Annotated in this window: 15 protein-coding genes; 7 read left to right on the top strand and 8 right to left on the bottom strand. The window is 32.3% G+C overall.

From position 1 onward, the window contains the following. Position 1: 1 nt before the first annotated feature. From rpiB to metG, 6 genes are read right to left on the bottom strand one after another with little or no spacing between them, the layout of a single operon-like run. Positions 2 to 439 carry a ribose 5-phosphate isomerase B gene (gene rpiB / locus XO08_RS06580; RefSeq protein ID WP_075666218.1) on the bottom strand — a complete coding sequence of 146 codons (438 nt, stop codon included), beginning with the start codon at positions 437 to 439 and terminating at the stop codon, positions 2 to 4. Between the two features lie 12 nt (positions 440 to 451). Next, positions 452 to 790: an STAS domain-containing protein gene (locus XO08_RS06585; protein WP_075666219.1), complete on the bottom strand. Its 339-nt coding sequence runs from the start codon at positions 788 to 790 to the stop codon at positions 452 to 454. Positions 791 to 802: 12 nt separating this feature from the next. Next, positions 803 to 1,402 carry a transcriptional repressor LexA gene (gene lexA / locus XO08_RS06590; protein WP_075666220.1) on the bottom strand — a complete coding sequence of 200 codons (600 nt, stop codon included), beginning with the start codon at positions 1,400 to 1,402 and terminating at the stop codon, positions 803 to 805. Continuing rightward, on the bottom strand, positions 1,399 to 1,767 hold the full coding sequence (locus XO08_RS06595) for an archease (protein ID WP_075666221.1): 369 nt from the start codon (positions 1,765 to 1,767) through the stop codon (positions 1,399 to 1,401). The genes lexA and XO08_RS06595 overlap by 4 nt, the downstream gene beginning before the upstream one ends. Further along, positions 1,760 to 4,183 (bottom strand): DNA gyrase subunit A, encoded by a 2,424-nt coding sequence (gene gyrA, locus XO08_RS06600; RefSeq protein ID WP_075666222.1) that lies wholly within the window; start codon positions 4,181 to 4,183, stop codon positions 1,760 to 1,762. The genes XO08_RS06595 and gyrA overlap by 8 nt, the downstream gene beginning before the upstream one ends. A 14-nt stretch (positions 4,184 to 4,197) precedes the next feature. After that, positions 4,198 to 6,105, bottom strand: a complete 1,908-nt coding sequence (metG, locus tag XO08_RS06605; RefSeq protein WP_077287719.1) for a methionine--tRNA ligase — start codon at positions 6,103 to 6,105, stop codon at positions 4,198 to 4,200. 217 nt (positions 6,106 to 6,322) lie between these two features. Here metG and XO08_RS06610 point away from each other — a divergent pair, with 217 nt between their 5' ends. From XO08_RS06610 to XO08_RS06630, 5 genes are read left to right on the top strand one after another with little or no spacing between them, the layout of a single operon-like run. After that, the gene (locus XO08_RS06610; protein ID WP_075666224.1) at positions 6,323 to 7,822 is read left to right on the top strand and encodes an ABC transporter substrate-binding protein; all 1,500 of its coding nucleotides are present in this window, start codon (positions 6,323 to 6,325) and stop codon (positions 7,820 to 7,822) included. Positions 7,823 to 7,869: 47 nt separating this feature from the next. Continuing rightward, complete coding sequence (locus XO08_RS06615; RefSeq protein ID WP_075666225.1) at positions 7,870 to 8,877, top strand: ABC transporter permease; 1,008 nt, start codon at positions 7,870 to 7,872, stop codon at positions 8,875 to 8,877. Between the two features lie 11 nt (positions 8,878 to 8,888). Then, positions 8,889 to 9,761: an ABC transporter permease gene (locus XO08_RS06620; protein ID WP_075666226.1), complete on the top strand. Its 873-nt coding sequence runs from the start codon at positions 8,889 to 8,891 to the stop codon at positions 9,759 to 9,761. A 4-nt stretch (positions 9,762 to 9,765) separates the two neighbouring features. Continuing rightward, positions 9,766 to 10,728 (top strand): ABC transporter ATP-binding protein, encoded by a 963-nt coding sequence (locus tag XO08_RS06625; RefSeq protein WP_077287720.1) that lies wholly within the window; start codon positions 9,766 to 9,768, stop codon positions 10,726 to 10,728. Next, the gene (locus XO08_RS06630; RefSeq protein WP_075666228.1) at positions 10,725 to 11,699 is read left to right on the top strand and encodes an ABC transporter ATP-binding protein; all 975 of its coding nucleotides are present in this window, start codon (positions 10,725 to 10,727) and stop codon (positions 11,697 to 11,699) included. Before XO08_RS06625 ends, XO08_RS06630 begins: the two co-directional genes overlap by 4 nt. A gap of 17 nt (positions 11,700 to 11,716) precedes the next feature. On the opposite strand, the gene XO08_RS06635 is transcribed toward XO08_RS06630, so the two are convergent. Together XO08_RS06635 and XO08_RS06640 are read right to left on the bottom strand one after the other, a co-directional pair. After that, entirely contained in the window at positions 11,717 to 13,282 is a 1,566-nt protein-coding gene (locus tag XO08_RS06635) for a bifunctional aspartate carbamoyltransferase catalytic subunit/aspartate carbamoyltransferase regulatory subunit (RefSeq protein ID WP_077287722.1), read from the bottom strand. 56 nt (positions 13,283 to 13,338) lie between these two features. After that, the gene (locus XO08_RS06640) at positions 13,339 to 14,364 is read right to left on the bottom strand and encodes an HD-GYP domain-containing protein (RefSeq protein WP_075666230.1); all 1,026 of its coding nucleotides are present in this window, start codon (positions 14,362 to 14,364) and stop codon (positions 13,339 to 13,341) included. Positions 14,365 to 14,617: 253 nt separating this feature from the next. Here XO08_RS06640 and XO08_RS06645 point away from each other — a divergent pair, with 253 nt between their 5' ends. Next, positions 14,618 to 15,028, top strand: coding sequence for a Fur family transcriptional regulator (locus XO08_RS06645; protein ID WP_075666231.1), 411 nt, complete (start codon positions 14,618 to 14,620; stop codon positions 15,026 to 15,028). 1 nt (position 15,029) lies between these two features. Beyond that, a complete protein-coding gene (locus XO08_RS06650) occupies positions 15,030 to 15,668 on the top strand; it encodes a peroxiredoxin (RefSeq protein ID WP_075666232.1) in 639 nt (212 codons plus the stop codon). Positions 15,669 to 15,717: the final 49 nt, after the last annotated feature.

Consider the following 15,717-nt stretch of genomic DNA (forward strand, 5'->3'; position numbering starts at 1 on the left):
TTTATTCCTCCAGCTGGGAAATCTTATTTATCCTTCTTTCGTGCCTCCCACCTTCAAAGTCTGAATTTAAAAACGCATTAACTATCCAAGAAGCCAATTCAAAACCTATAAGTCTACCGGGAAGTACAAGGATATTTGCGTTGTTATGTTGTCTTGCTAATTTTCCCATTTCGGGAATGGTACACAATGCTGCCCTAATACCTTTTATTTTATTTGCTGCAATTGACATTCCTATTCCTGTTCCGCAAATTAATATACCAAAATCAGCTTCCTTTTTTACAACGCATTTTCCAACTTCTTTTGCAAAATCTGGATAATCAACACTTTGTATACTATTTGTTCCCAAATCTATTACTTCAATGTCTTTTTCATTTAAAAAGTCTTTGATTTTTTCTTTAAGTTCAAATCCTGCATGATCACTTCCTATCGCTATTTTCAAGATACTCCCTCCTTAGCTTTTCAAAAATTTTAATGCTTCATTTACTGAATTTTTAATATTTAATGCTTTGTCGAGGTTAGTCATTTTAAAGAGATTTTTAACGTTATCACTTAATTTTACTAATACTAATTCTCCACCTTGCAATTTAAAAGATTTGTGTAAACTTACTAAAATCCCTAATCCAGAACTATCAATATAGTTCATTTGTGAAAGGTCCAAAATACAATTCTTATTTCCTTTGTTTAAAATATTTTCCATTGCAAATTTTTTCAAGTTATGTGCATTTGAAATATCTATTTCACCAGTAATTTTTAGAATGGAAATACCATCTTTTGTTTCAAGTTCAAACATCTATTTCACCTCCTATTCGTAGAATCTTATTATCCCCACCAATTTTCCAATTACTTTTACATTACTTGTGTCACAAGTAATGGGTTTCATATTTTTGTTTTCTGGGACAAGTTCCACTTTTTCTTTTTTGTGGTAAAACCTTTTTAAAGTAACTTTGTCGTTAAAAATTACAGCAGCAATTTGCCCATTTGGAATTCTGTATTGTTTTTTTAAAATAACATAATCACCATCCATTATGTGGGCATCGATCATGCTGTCTCCTTCAACTTTTAATGCAAAATAATTGCCAAATCCGGAAATCATCCTAATGGGGATTTCTATTTCTTCATCGATTATTTCAAACATTTCTATGCCTAAACCCGCAGAGATTTTTCCTTTTACTGGAATAGAAACACTTTCAGGTCTTTTTATCAAAGAGATTGAACGGGAATTTTTAGGATTTCTTGTTATATATCCTTTCTTTTCAAGTGCAATTACGTGAATATGTGCCCCCCTTGGAGTTAGTTTAAAGTGTTTGGCAATATCTCTAATAGATGGAGAATATCCATTTTGTTGTATATATGAAGTTATAAAATCTAAAACTTTTTTTTGCTTTTCAGTAAGTTCTTTCATATGTCAAACACCACCTTTATTTTTAACATATTTTCAATTTTTTCAATTTTTAGGTTGTGATATGTTAAAGCTTTGAATCCATTGCCAGTTATACCATCAAATGGGCAAAATTTTACAGTGTAATCTGCGTATATTTCAACTGGAAAATATCCCAACTCGATAGAGGCAATCCAGTCGTTAACTATATCAAATATCGCATCTTCATTTTCTTTTAGTTTGTATTTGTAGTGCTTATAACTTTTGCAATTAATCTTTGGAGCATAATTTTCTTTAAAAATTTTTATTATATCTTTTAATATTTCAAAAAAAGATTGCGCACTTATTTCGTATGCCACATCTGCTGTGTGGTCTATTTCTTTATACATTTTCATCTTCTCCCTTAATTATTGCAACGTCTGCTATTTCATCCCCGTTTGAAAGGTTTAGTAATTTTACACCTTTTGTTACCCTACTAAGAGGTCTTAGACTACTAATGTTAATTTTAATTGACATGCCATGTTTTGTGAAAATCATTATATCTTCACGTCCCATAACATAACTTACACTTACAATTTCTCCTGTTTTGGAAACATCCGATATATTCTTGATTCCCAGACCTGCCCTTTTTTGGATCCTGTATTGTGATATTTCAGTGAGTTTACCGTATCCATACCTTGTAACTGTTAAGATGTAGTTTTTTTCGTCAGATAGAAGAGTGGAACTAACTACTTCGTCATCCTTAGAAAGTTTTATGCCAGTTACTCCCATAGCAGAGCGTCCCATTGTTCTTACTTCTGAAATGGAAAATCTTATACTCATTCCGTTTTTGGTTGCAATTAGTATTGTTTGTTCTTCACTTTCAATTTTTTGTACGGATACCAGGCTATCATCACCGTCGAAATTAATAGCTCTAAGTCCTCTTGCGTTTATATTTTCAAATTCTTTTAATGCTGTTCTTTTTACTTTTCCGTATTTTGTTACGAAGAACAATTCTCCAGAAAAGTCGTCTACTGATAACATTGTTAAGATTTTTTCATCTTTGTCAAGGTTTAAATATTTAGAAACTAATTTCCCTCTACTTGTTCTTGAATTTTCCTCAATTTGGTAATTATTTAAAAGGTAAACTTTTCCTTTTGAGGTGAAAAACAGCGTTTTACCGTGAAGATGAGTGTATATAACTTCCATTATTACATCATCATTCATCAGAGAGGAACCAGTTACTCCTTTCCCCCCTCTTTTTTGAGTTCTAAATGTGGAGAGGTTCATCATTTTCAAGTAACCCTTTTTTGTTAATGAAATCACTACTTCTTTATCTGGAATTAATTCCAACTCATCGAATTTGATTTCTCTTTCTTCATGATCCAAAATTTTGCTTTTTCTTTTATCACCGTATTGTGTTTTTATATAGTATAGCTCTTCTATTATTTTTTCATACACTTTCTCATCATTTTCGATTAATTCTTTTTCTATCTTCATCTTTTCCACAAGTTCATTGTAATCCTTTATTAGTTTGGAAATTTCAAGTTTTGTAAGTCTACCTAATCTAAGATCTACAATAGCTTTTGCTTGAGTTTCTGTAAAATCAAACATTTCAATTAGTTCCCTTATAGCACTTTCTTGATCTTCACTATTTCTTATTACAGAGATTATTGTATCAATAGAACGTGAAGCTTTGATTAATCCTTCTAATATATGTGCTTTTTTAGAGTATTGTTTATAGAAAAACTGTGCTCTTCTTCTTACCACTTCAAAACGATGTTCTACGAATGCCCACATTAATTCTTTGAGGTTCATTAGGGCGGGTTTTTTTTCTTTGTCAATTACCAATAGTTGTGCATGGAAAGTGCTTTGTAATTGTGTGTGTTTGTAAAGATTATTTATAATTATATCTTCATTTACATTCTTTGGTATTTCAATTACAATTCTTAACCCTTCTTTATCCGATTCATCTCTAATATCTTTGATTTGCAAATTTGAATTTTCTGCATATTCAACTATCTTTTTTATTAGGTCTGATTTATTTACGTTAAATGGAATTTCAGTAACAACTATTTTTTTCTTTTTCTTTTCCTCTTCGACTTGTATTATACCTCTGATTGTGAAACTTCCCCTTCCTGTTGTATACATCTCACGGATTCCTGATTTCCCAATTATCTCTCCACCTGTTGGAAAATCTGGCCCAGGAATAAAATTAATTAACTCTTCTATAGAAATTTCCGGGTTTTTAATAAGTGCTACAAATCCATCCACAAGCTCTGATAGATTATGAGGAGGTATGTTTGTAGTCATTCCAACTGCAATACCAGTCGAACCATTGGCGAGTAGATTTGGAAATTTTGATGGTAAAACAACTGGTTCTTTCAAGCTACCATCAAAGTTGTCCATCATATCTACTGTGTCTTTATCTATGTCTTCTAGTAATTCTTCTGAAATTTTTGCAAGTCTTGCTTCCGTATACCTCATAGCTGCTGGTGGATCTTTGTCAATTGACCCAAAGTTTCCCTGTCCTTCCACAAGAATATATCTCATTGACCACTCTTGTGCTAATCTAACTAGCGTATCATATATTGCGGTATCACCGTGTGGGTGGTATTTACCTATTACTTCACCAACGATACGCGCAGATTTTTTGAATGGTTTGTTGTGGCTTAATCCAAGCTCGTGCATGCTGTACAAGATTCTTCTCTGTACAGGCTTTAATCCATCCCTAACATCTGGAATGGCTCTACCAATGATAACACTCATTGAATAACTAAGATAAGACTCTTTTAATTCTTCTTCGATGGATCTATTTATTTCCATTAAATTCCCTCCAGTTATGAAATTTTTGCACCAGGTTCAATATCTCTATCTACGGTTAATACTGTTAAATCGTTATTGATTTTTGCCGCAAGTAACATACCTTGTGATTCTATTCCCATTAATTTTGCGGGTTTTAAATTAAATACCACAATTATCTTTTTACCTATTAGTTCTTCTGGAGAATAATACTTTGATATACCTGCAACTATTTGTCTTTTTCCATGTTTTCCAAGATCCACAATTAATTTTAATAGTTTTTCCGATTTTTCGACCTTTTCTGCTTCAACAATTTGTGCAACTCTAAGTTCTATCTTTTTGAAATCATCTATTGTAATTAGATTATCTAATTTGACTTCTGTTTTTTCCTCTTTTTTGATTGCAATTTTTTCAAATTTTTTCAGGTCAATTTTTTGAAATAGTGGTTTATCATGTATTACTTTATTTCCAGCAACAAGGGTATTCCACTTGTCAATAAATTTTTGAGGTTCAAAATCTTGCCCAAGTCTTTTAAACACTTTTCTTGACGAATCAGGCATAAATGGAAGTAACAAAGTTGCAATTTTTAAATATGCTTCAAGTGTATAGTACAAAACAGTTGCAAGCCTTTCTTTGTTTCCTTCTTTTGCAAGAATCCATGGTTTGTTTTCGTCAAAGTATTTGTTTACAAATCTAATATAATCCCAAATTGCTTCAAGTGCATTTGTCAATTTATATTGCTCCATGCAACTTAAGTATTTTTCTTTTGTTTTAAAGTATTCATTTGCTAGTGATTTATCTGACTCATTTGGTGTTTGGGGGACTGGAATTTTTGAATTGAAATTTTTGGATACCATCGCAAGTGTTCTATGGAGCAAATTTCCGTAATCATTTGCAAGGTCTGAATTTAATCTTTGTACAAGGTTTTCTTCAGAAAAGTCCCCATCTTTTCCAAAGACAATATCCCTTGAAAGGTAATATCTTATAACATCATTTCCATATTTTTTTACAAATTCCCTTGGATCAATAGCATTCCCAAGTGATTTGCTGATCTTTTGTCCATTTACCGTAAGCCATCCGTGTGCAAAGATCTTTTTAGGTAATGGAAGCCCTACAGACATTAACATTGCAGGCCAAATTAAACTATGGAATCTATTTATTTCTTTTCCTATTAAGTGTAAATCTGCTGGCCACCATTTTTTAAACGTTTCTTCATCATTTCCGTAACCAATTGCGGAAATATAATTTATTAGTGCATCAACCCATACGTATATAACATGTTTTGGATCATTTGGCATTCTTATACCCCAATCAAAGGTAGTCCTTGTTATTGATAAATCTTTTAAACCGCTTTCTAATATTTTCAACATTTCATTTTTTCTAAATTCTGGTTCAACAAAATCTGGATTTTCTTTAAAATGTTTTAACAGAGGTTCGGTGTATTTGGAAAGACTGAAAAAGTAATTTTCTTCCTCAACAAAATTTAGTTCTCTATTACATGTGGGACATATGTGTTTCTCGTTTTCTATTTTTATTTCGTCTTCATTCCAATATGTTTCACAAGGAATGCAATACCAACCCTTGTATGTTCCTTTATATATATCACCATTTTCCAGCATTTTTGAAACAAAAAATTGTACAGTTTCCATGTGTTTTTTATCCGTTGTTCTGATGAAATAATCGTTGGTTATATTTAAATCTTTCCATAATTGTCTGAATTTTTCAGAAAGTTTATCACAAAGTTGTTGAGGTTCTGTTCCTTTTTTCTTTGCAGCTTGTAATATTTTTTGTCCATGTTCATCGGTACCAGTAAGGTAAAATACCTCATATCCCATTAGTCTCTTATATCTTGCAATTATGTCTCCTATGATAGTTGTGTATGCACTTCCAATGTGTGGTTCTGAATTAACATAATATATAGGGGTTGTTAGATAAAATTTTTTCACTTTTACACCTCCACAAACGGTTTATTTTCTTTGTAAAATTATACCATATAAATGAAATTTACAAGATTATGAAACAAATGTATATCATTAATTTTTGGTTAATTAGATAGGCGGATATGTAAAAACAATATTACAATAAAAAATTAATGTTAAATCTTGATTTTTAATATTAAAATATGGTAAAATAATGTTACCATATTCCAAGGGAGGGGATTATATGAAGAAATTGCTGGTTATTTTGGGGTTGTTGCTTGTTGCTTTTTCTTTCGCAAGTAGTGTTATAGTTGTGGGTACAACTGACAAGATAAGGACACTTGATCCGGCGAATTGTTATGATTATTTTTCCAGTAACATTTTGCAAAATGTTTTAGCGGGACCTGTTGATTATGAAGTTGGAACTGCAAATATTAAACCGTGGTTGTTTGAAAAATGGGATGTTTCATCCGATGGTTTAGTTTATACGTTTTATATAAGAAAAGATGCCTACTTTGAAGATGGTACACAGATCGATGCAAATATTTTCAAATTTTCTTTTGATCGCGTTATGAGGTTAAATGGTGATCCCGCATTTCTCTTATCAGATGTTGTAGAAAAGACGGAAGTGGTGGATAAATTTACATTTAGAGTACATCTTAAAAGTAAATTTTCAGCATTTGTTTCGATATTAGGGTATACAGTGGCATTTCCAGTAAATCCAAAAGTGACACCAGAGGATAGATTTTCAGATATTGCTCCTTCTGCATCTGGCCCATATAGAATTAGTGAATGGATAAGGGATGTAAGAATAGTTTTAGAGGAAAATCCAAAATATTTTGGTCCAAAGCCAAAGACTAAGAAGATAATTATCCAATTTTATGAAAATTCACAACAATTGAGACTTGCACTTGAAACGGGAGAAATTGATATTGCGTATAGACATCTTGATCCAAGGGATATTTTAGATTTACAAAATGTTTCCGGAATAAAGGTATATTTAGGCGCAAGTCCGCAAATTAGATATTTAGTGTTAAATGTTAAACAAAAACCGTTTGATAATCCTTTGGTAAGGCAAGCAGTAGCACTTTCTGTGGATAGGAGTGCCATTGTTAAGGATATTTTTGTAGATCTAGCAAAGCCATTGTATTCAATGATTCCAGCAGGTATGTGGAGTCACGAAGATGTATTTCCAAAACGCGATTTACAAGCAGCAAAGGAAATTTTGAAGATTGCAGGTTATAGTGAAAAGAATCCACTTGTTATAGATTTGTGGTATACACCTTCTCATTATGGAACTACAGAAGCAGACGTTGCACAAGTTTTAAAAAGTTCTTTGGAAGAAACAGGGATGATTAGAGTTAATATAAAGTATGCTGAATGGTCTACATATGTCGAATATTTCTTGAATGGAACAATGGGATTATTCTTATTAGGTTGGTATCCTGATTACCTTGATCCTGATGACTATTTATGGCCATTTTTAAGTGTTAGTGGTGCAAAATCTCTTGGTAGTTTCTATGAAAATCAAATAGTCGAAGATTTGATGGTTGCTGGTAGAGCAGCTACTAACCAAGAATCTCGTGAAATGATTTATAAACTTGTTCAGAATTATCATGCGGCAGAGATGCCATATATTCCTCTTTGGCAAGGTTCTGCAGATTGTGAAGCACATGATTACATTAAAGGAATTATATTAGAGCCTACCCAAATCTTTAGGTATTATCTCCTCGAAAGAAAGTAAATATCACCGCCCATCTTGGGCGGTTTTTTAAAAGGAGGGAGAATATAGTGTCCTTGAAAAGTTATATAATTACGCGTGTTATACTTGCGATTCCTATGATATTTATTTTATTGGTAATGATTTTTTTTATTTTGAGAATTATTCCAGGTGACCCTGTTTTGGCTATTTTAGGGGGAAAAGCTCCTTTGGAAGTTATAGAAGCTAAAAGACACGAATTAGGGTTGGATAAGCCTGTAATTGTCCAGTTTTTTGATTATATTGGAAATGTTTTTAGAGGAGATTTAGGGGTATCAACGCTTACAAATAGACCTGTTTGGGATGAAATTAAAGATAGATTTCCTGCAACGTTAGAATTAACAATATTTTCCTTTATAATCGCATTATTGATAGGGTTGTTTTATGGTGCGGAAGCTGCGTGGCGTAAGGATAAATCTTTAGATATTTCTGCAAGGGTATATTCTATATTACTTTATGCTATTCCCGTGTTTTGGCTTGGCTTAATGTTACAACTTTTATTTGGAGTTTATTTAAGATGGTTTCCTGTCGGCGGAAGATTATCTCCTAGGGTGTCTTTGGATATAAAGACTGGATTGTTAATTTTGGATAGTATTTTAAACTGGAATTGGGAGGCATTTTCAGATGTTTTAAAGCATTTATTGCTTCCTGGATTAACTTTGGGACTTGTAATTTCAAGTATTTTTTTGCGTATGGTGAGAAATAATACCGTATTGATGCTGTCAAAAGATTTTGTTAAAGCTGCAAAGGCAAGGGGATTAAAGTCGAGAGTTATTTTGTATGGTCATGCGGTAAAAAATGCATTTGTTCCTATATTTACGATTATGGGAATGCAATTTGCATTGTTACTTGCCGGTGCAGTTTTAACTGAGACTACTTTTTCTTGGCCGGGGATTGGAAGTTATTTGGTGTTGAAAATAAAATATAGGGATTTTCCGGCGATTCAAGGTACAATTGTATTTTTTGCAATGTTTGTTGTGGTTATAAGTATTGTAATTGATATAGTTAATGCACTAGTAGATCCAAGGGTTAGATACTAAGGGGTGATATTGTGAGAAAAAAGTTTGTTAGCGAGCGAATTGGCGAAATAATAAATGATTTATTTAAAACTGGAACGGGTTTGCTAACCTTTATAGGTGCAATGATATTACTTTTTTACATTACACTAGCAATTTTTGCCCCGCAAATTGCTCCGTATAATCCAATTGAAAGAGTTGGACGATCTTTAACCTCCCCAAATGATCAATTTGTTTTTGGTACGGATAATCTTGGTAGAGATATACTTAGTAGGGTAATTTATGGTGCAAGAATAGCTTTAACCATAGCATTTATTGCAGTTTTAATAGCTGCTGGTGTTGGAATACCATTGGGATTAGTTTCCGGTTATTTAGGTGGTGCATTTGATAGGGTTTTGACGTTGATAATGGATGCAATTTATTCTTTCCCAGGTCTGATACTTGCTATTGCAATAGCGGCGGTTTTAGGTCCGGGTGTTGTAAATATTTCTGTTTCTATAGCCGTTGTTTATACTCCGACGTATTTTAGGGTTATAAGGAATCAGGTTAGTTCTATTAAAAGTGAATTGTATGTTGAAGCAGCACGTGCTTTGGGCGCAAGAAATTATGAGATCCTTTTAAAATACATTTTTCCAAATGTTTTGCCATCAATAGTGGTTGTACTGTCAATGAATCTTGCAGATGCCATTATGACCGAAGCAGGATTGTCATTTTTGGGGTTAGGTATAGCACCTCCTACTCCAGATTGGGGATTTGATCTGAGTAATGGCCAAAGGTTTGTTTTAAGTAAGGCCTGGTGGGGACTACTTTATCCAGGACTTGCTATTGTGACAGTAGTATTGGGATTTTCAATGTTTAGTGAAGGGTTAAACGAGTTGTTGAATCCCACTATTAGAGAAAGAAGGTGAGTTTGTGTCAGTATTTGAAGCAAGAGGATTAAAAATATATTATAAAACAAAGCGTGGATATATAAAAGCGGTTGATAATATAAATTTTTCAATAGAGAAGGGTCAAGTTGTGGGCCTTGTTGGTGAATCTGGATGTGGTAAATCAACATTTGGACAAGGAATATTAAAAATATTACCTCCTACGACTTTTTACAATGGGGTTATGGAAATCGAAGGGAAAAATTTAGTTACAATGGGCGAGGAAGATATTAGAAAAATCAGAGGGAAAAAGATAGGAATGATTTTTCAAGATCCGATGACTTCGTTGAATCCAATAATGAAGATTGAGAAGATATTTTATGAAACATTGAAGACTCATGAGCCTGATATTACTTTAGAGGAGGCAAGGGAAAGAACAGCAAGGGTTTTAGAAAAGGTAGGAATTAAACCGGAGCGCATGAAAGAATATTCATTCCAATTTAGTGGTGGAATGAGGCAAAGAGCTATGATTGCACTTTCGTTGGTGTTAAATCCTACATTGGTAATAGCAGATGAACCTACTACTTCATTGGATGTAATTGTCCAAGCTCAAATAATGGAATTGTTAAATGAATTAAGAAGAGAATATGATATGTCCATGATTTTAATTACTCATGATTTGGGAGTTGTTGCGGAAGCTGCGGATAAAATTTGTGTAATGTATGCTGGACACATTATTGAAGAGGCAAAGAGTGAAGAATTGTATTATGCTCCAAAACATCCATATACACAACTTCTTCTTAAGAGTATTCCAAATACAAATGTAAATGATTTGGATTTAAAATATATTCCTGGTTCTCCTCCAGATCTTTTAAATCCGCCAAAAGGATGTAGATTTGCCCCTAGATGTCCGTTTAAGAAGGAGATTTGTGAATTAAAGGAACCTAAAGTTGTCGAAATCGATGGTAGTAAGGTAAAGTGTTGGTTATACAGTGAGGTGAAAGTATGATATATGTTAGAAATTTGGTAAAACACTTTCCCATAAAAAGGACAATAGGTGAAGTTTTAACAAGGGTACCGCAGCGTTTTGTGAAAGCCGTTGACGGAATAAGTTTTGATATAAAAAGAGGAGAAACTTTTGGTCTTGTTGGAGAATCAGGTAGCGGAAAAACAACCACAGGAAGACTTCTTTTAAGGTTAATTGAGCCCACTGCTGGGGAAATTCTTTTTGAGGGTACAGATGTTACCAAGTTAAGCAAAGAGGAGTTAAGAAAATTTAGAAAAAACTTTCAAATTATTTTTCAAGATCCAATGGCGGCTTTAAATCCGTATATGAAGGTTGGAGAAGCGATAAAGCATGGCCTTGAGATACACAATATTGGAAATAGTAGAATGGAAAGAAAAAAGATGGTAAAGCAAATGCTTGAGAGGGTTAACCTTTCTCCAGCTGATGATTTTTATTATAGATATCCACATGAACTTTCAGGTGGACAAAGACAGAGAATAGTGATTGCGCGTGCGTTAATTTTAAGACCAAAATTTGTAGTTGCCGATGAGGCTATAGCAATGTTGGATGTATCAGTAAGATCACAATTACTACAACTATTAATTGACTTAAAGAAGGAGTTTAATTTAACATTTTTGTTTATTACACATGACCTTGCAACAACGAAGTATATTTGTAATAAAATTGGTGTGATGTATCTTGGAAAATTAGTTGAAGTAGGTGATTTTAAGGATATTTACCTTGAGCCTTTACATCCTTATACAAAAGCTTTGATTTCAGCTGTTCCAGAACCTGATCCAAAGAAAAAAAAGAAAAAAATTATACCACAAGGAGAAGTTCCTAACCCAATTAATCCACCAAAGGGATGTAGATTTCATCCAAGGTGCCCATTCGTAATGGATATATGTCGCCAAAAAGAACCTAAATTAATTGAATATAAAGGGCGGAAGGTTGCATGTCATTTGTATAAATAACCCCCGTTTATCGGGGGCTATATGTTCCAAATTTCTTCAAATGTATGTGGAGTTTCACAGTATTTGCATACAAGCTCTCCTTTTTCGTTTTTTATAAAAAACGCTTCTGCATTTTCACCGTGCGTGGGATTTGTTATACAATTTTCGTTTTTACATTTTAACTCTGCAAATCCATAAATATAAGGTGGAAGAGAAATTCTATATTTTTCCACAACCTTTGAGTTTTTGATAATATTAACCGTTGTATTTGGAGATATGGCAGAAAGTTTTTTTATTTCTTTCTTTGACAAATACCTGTCTGGAAGGCTTATGTACCCTTTAAAATTCCCGTCTTGTGATTGGAATATACCATCTGCACTATCAATGTCATACAATTTTAAGATTTTTCTTATTTTTACTATAGTTTCGTAGATTTGAGCTTTTGATTTTCCTTTTGCAATGTGATCTATTACCGTTCCATTTTCAATTGGTTTAATTCCCCTTTTTCCTTCTTTTAAAATTCCCTTAGTGCCATTTGTAATATTGGCTGGGATTATAAATTGTTCATCTATAATGTTATTTATTTTTTTGTCTAAATCTGTTTCAAGTGCTCCACCAAGCATAGAAAGTAAAACGGTTCTAGTCCAATATCCATTTATTGCTTGTTCTTCCCAACCGTTGAGTGGTAATGTATCCAGAAATGTGGGAATTGTCGGATACATTTTGTGCCTTGGAAGAGGGTGATAAAATTTTACATTTTTAGGTAACTTTTCCAAAAATTCCTTCCTAAATGTAACACTATTTCTTAAAACGTGTTCTTTTTCGAGGATATCTTCCCCCATTCTTTCAAGTTGTAACCTTGTGAAATACCAAATTGGGGCAATGTTTTCATTTTTTAAATAATTTTCAATTGAATCAAATAATCTAATTTCAAAACCATTTTTTTTCATTTTTTCTACATAGTGAATAGGCATAGAAAGTTCTTCTGGGGCAATTAAATCAACTAAGACATTTTTAAAAATTTTTAAACCATTTGCCTTAGAATGTACAGTTCTGCCATGCAAAAGATCTCCAACAAGTGCAATATGAATATAGGAATTATCAAAATTCAATTGTTCCAAAAATGTGAATTCATCAAGCAATTCTTGAGTTGGATGTTCATGTTTTCCATCACCTGCATTTATGAATGAGGGTTTTTCTAAACCGTGCCTTTTTGTGAATTCATATACTTTTTCATCAAGGTATTTGCAAGTTCCTTCAAGTTTTGTGCGGACTATGAAAATTGAATAATTGCTGTATCCTGTTAACATGTTAAATGTATCTACATAACTTTCCTTCTTATTAAATGAAGAATGTTCTGAATCAAAAATGTTTACTTTGGCGTTTTTGTGAAATTTTGCTGCATTAATGAATGATTCTTTTGTCCTAGTACTAGGTTCAACGAAGATGATATAAATTCCTACATCTTTTTTGATTTGAAATTTACTGGTATCTTTCTTTTCTTTCCAAAGTTGTTTTAGAAGTTTTGTTTTTTCGTACAAAAAAAGTTGTTCTTCAACTGAAAAATCGTTGATAACGGTAAGACTTCTCCCAAGAAAATTCACTTTCCCCCCACCTCCTAAATATTATTAAATTAAAAAAAAGAGCCCAAATGGGCCCATTATGCAATATCTAAATTTTCTTCTTCTTTTAATACATCTAGAAAAGCTGAGACAACTTTTGGATCAAATTGTTTGTTTGAATTGTTTATTATTTCCTGCAAAGCAAATTCATATGTTAAGGCATCTCTATATGCTCTTTTACTAGTCATAGCATCCCAACTATCTGCAACACTGATTATCCTTGAAATAATTGGAATCATCTCGCCTTTTAACCTCCCTGGATAACCTGTTCCATCCCACTTTTCGTGATGATGATATACATAGGTTGCTATATTTTTAAGTGTTTCAGACGTTGATAAGAATTCAAAACCATATATAGGATGTTTTTTTATTATTTCATATTCTTCCATAGTAAGAGAGCCTTCTTTATTTAAAATACTATTTGGAATTGCTATTTTTCCTATATCGTGAACAAGACCTGTCCAATATGCATCTGAAATTTCCTGTGAAGATAAATTAAGTTTTTTTGCAATTTTTTGGGATAACTCTGCAACTCTAAGTGAATGACCTTGGGTATATCTGTCATAATATTCTAATATTTTTATCATAGAAAGCATAAGATCAATTTGGAATTTTCCATGTTTTTTAATTAGATTTTTAATTAGTTCAGATGAAGAGATTAAAGAAGAAATTATCTCAAGTTTTTCGGTTTTTGATTTAGAAATCTTAGACTTTGAATGAAGTATTAATCTTACTCCTAATGTATTGTCTATTGTAAAGTCTTTTACAAAGTAATCTTTGTAAAAAAATAATTTATCGTTGTATTCGATTTTTTGGCCAAAAGAAGATACTTCATTAAATTTATTTCCTTCTTTTACTAAAAAAATGCCCGAATCAATTTCGGGAAATTCTTTTGAAATAAACGATAACGCTTTTATTGGAAAATCATTGTTCTCATTTGTAAGTTGATTTGTAAAATCAAACACTACTTCTTTTAAGTTTATTTTTTTACTTTTAGCTAAATTAAATAAAAATAATGTTGTTATTAGCGAGTATATGGATAAAATTATTAGCAAAAACTCCAAAGTTTATCCCCCTTCCTACGTTAATTGTACTTTTAAAACTTCTTTTTACAACCTATTTTAGAAAAATATCTTGAAACAAATTAATCAAAGTTTTTTTACGTGTAATTTAAGGTATTTGTTCGATAGTCGAATAAAAGCGTTTTTTAGGCATTTGTGTTGTCTAGAATAAAAATTATAATAAAAAAATAAAAGATATTGACAATGTCTAAAAATAGATGTATAATAAAATTGGACATGATAAAGGAGGATTAGCATGGAGAGTTATGCGAAGATTTTAAAGCTTCACGATATAAGACCAACTATTCAGAGAATACAGATTTTAAAATTTATAATTGAAAGTAAAGTACATCCATCTGCTGATGAAATATACGAAGAGTTAAAGTCAAAGATACATGCTATTTCAAGGGCTACTGTTTATAACACCGTTAATTTGTTGAGTGAGAAAGGGGTAATAAAAGAGGTAATTACACCATCTGCGATAAGATATGATTATGAAATTGTTCCACATCATCATTTTTTCTGTTTGAAGTGTAAAAAAGTTTACGATGTATTTGGTGAATTACCAGAAATTCAAAAAGTGGATAGTATAGATGGGCATTTGGTAAAAAAAATCCAGTATTGTTTAGTTGGAATTTGTAAAAAATGTTTAAATGGAGGTGAGTAGTATGAGTTTACCACTTATTGGGGAGAAGGTTCCAGAGTTTGAGGCAGTTACTACGAAAGGAGTTATAAAGTTTCCAGATGATTTTAAGGGAAAATGGGTTGTGTTATTTAGTCATCCAGCGGATTTTACACCAGTTTGTACAACGGAATTTGTTGCGTTTCAGAAGAGATACGATGAATTTCAAAAGATAAACACGGAATTGGTTGGATTAAGCATTGATCAGGTATTTTCACATATAAAGTGGGTTGAGTGGATCAAAGAAAAACTTAATGTTGAAATTAAATTCCCAGTTATAGCAGATGATAGAGGGAAAATTGCAGAAATGCTTGGGATGATTCATCCAGCAAAAGGTACTAATACGGTAAGAGCTGTATTCATAATTGATCCAAAAGGAATTTTAAGAGCTATTCTTTATTATCCACAAGAACTTGGAAGGAACATGGATGAGATTTTGAGAATGGTAAAAGGGTTGCAAACAGTTGATGAGAATGGAGTTGCTTTGCCAGCAAATTGGCCTAACAATGAACTTGTCAATGATGAGGTAATTGTTCCACCTGCAAGTAGCGTAAAAGAAGCAGAACAAAGGTTAAAGGAATACGAATGCTACGACTGGTGGTTCTGTCATAAAAAGTTAAAATGATATTTTGGAGGGGGAAAACATGAAGAGATACGTATGTAGTGTATGTGGA

Source organism: Thermosipho sp. 1074 (genome assembly GCF_001999655.1).
GTDB classification, from domain to species: Bacteria; Thermotogota; Thermotogae; order Thermotogales; family Fervidobacteriaceae; genus Thermosipho; species Thermosipho affectus.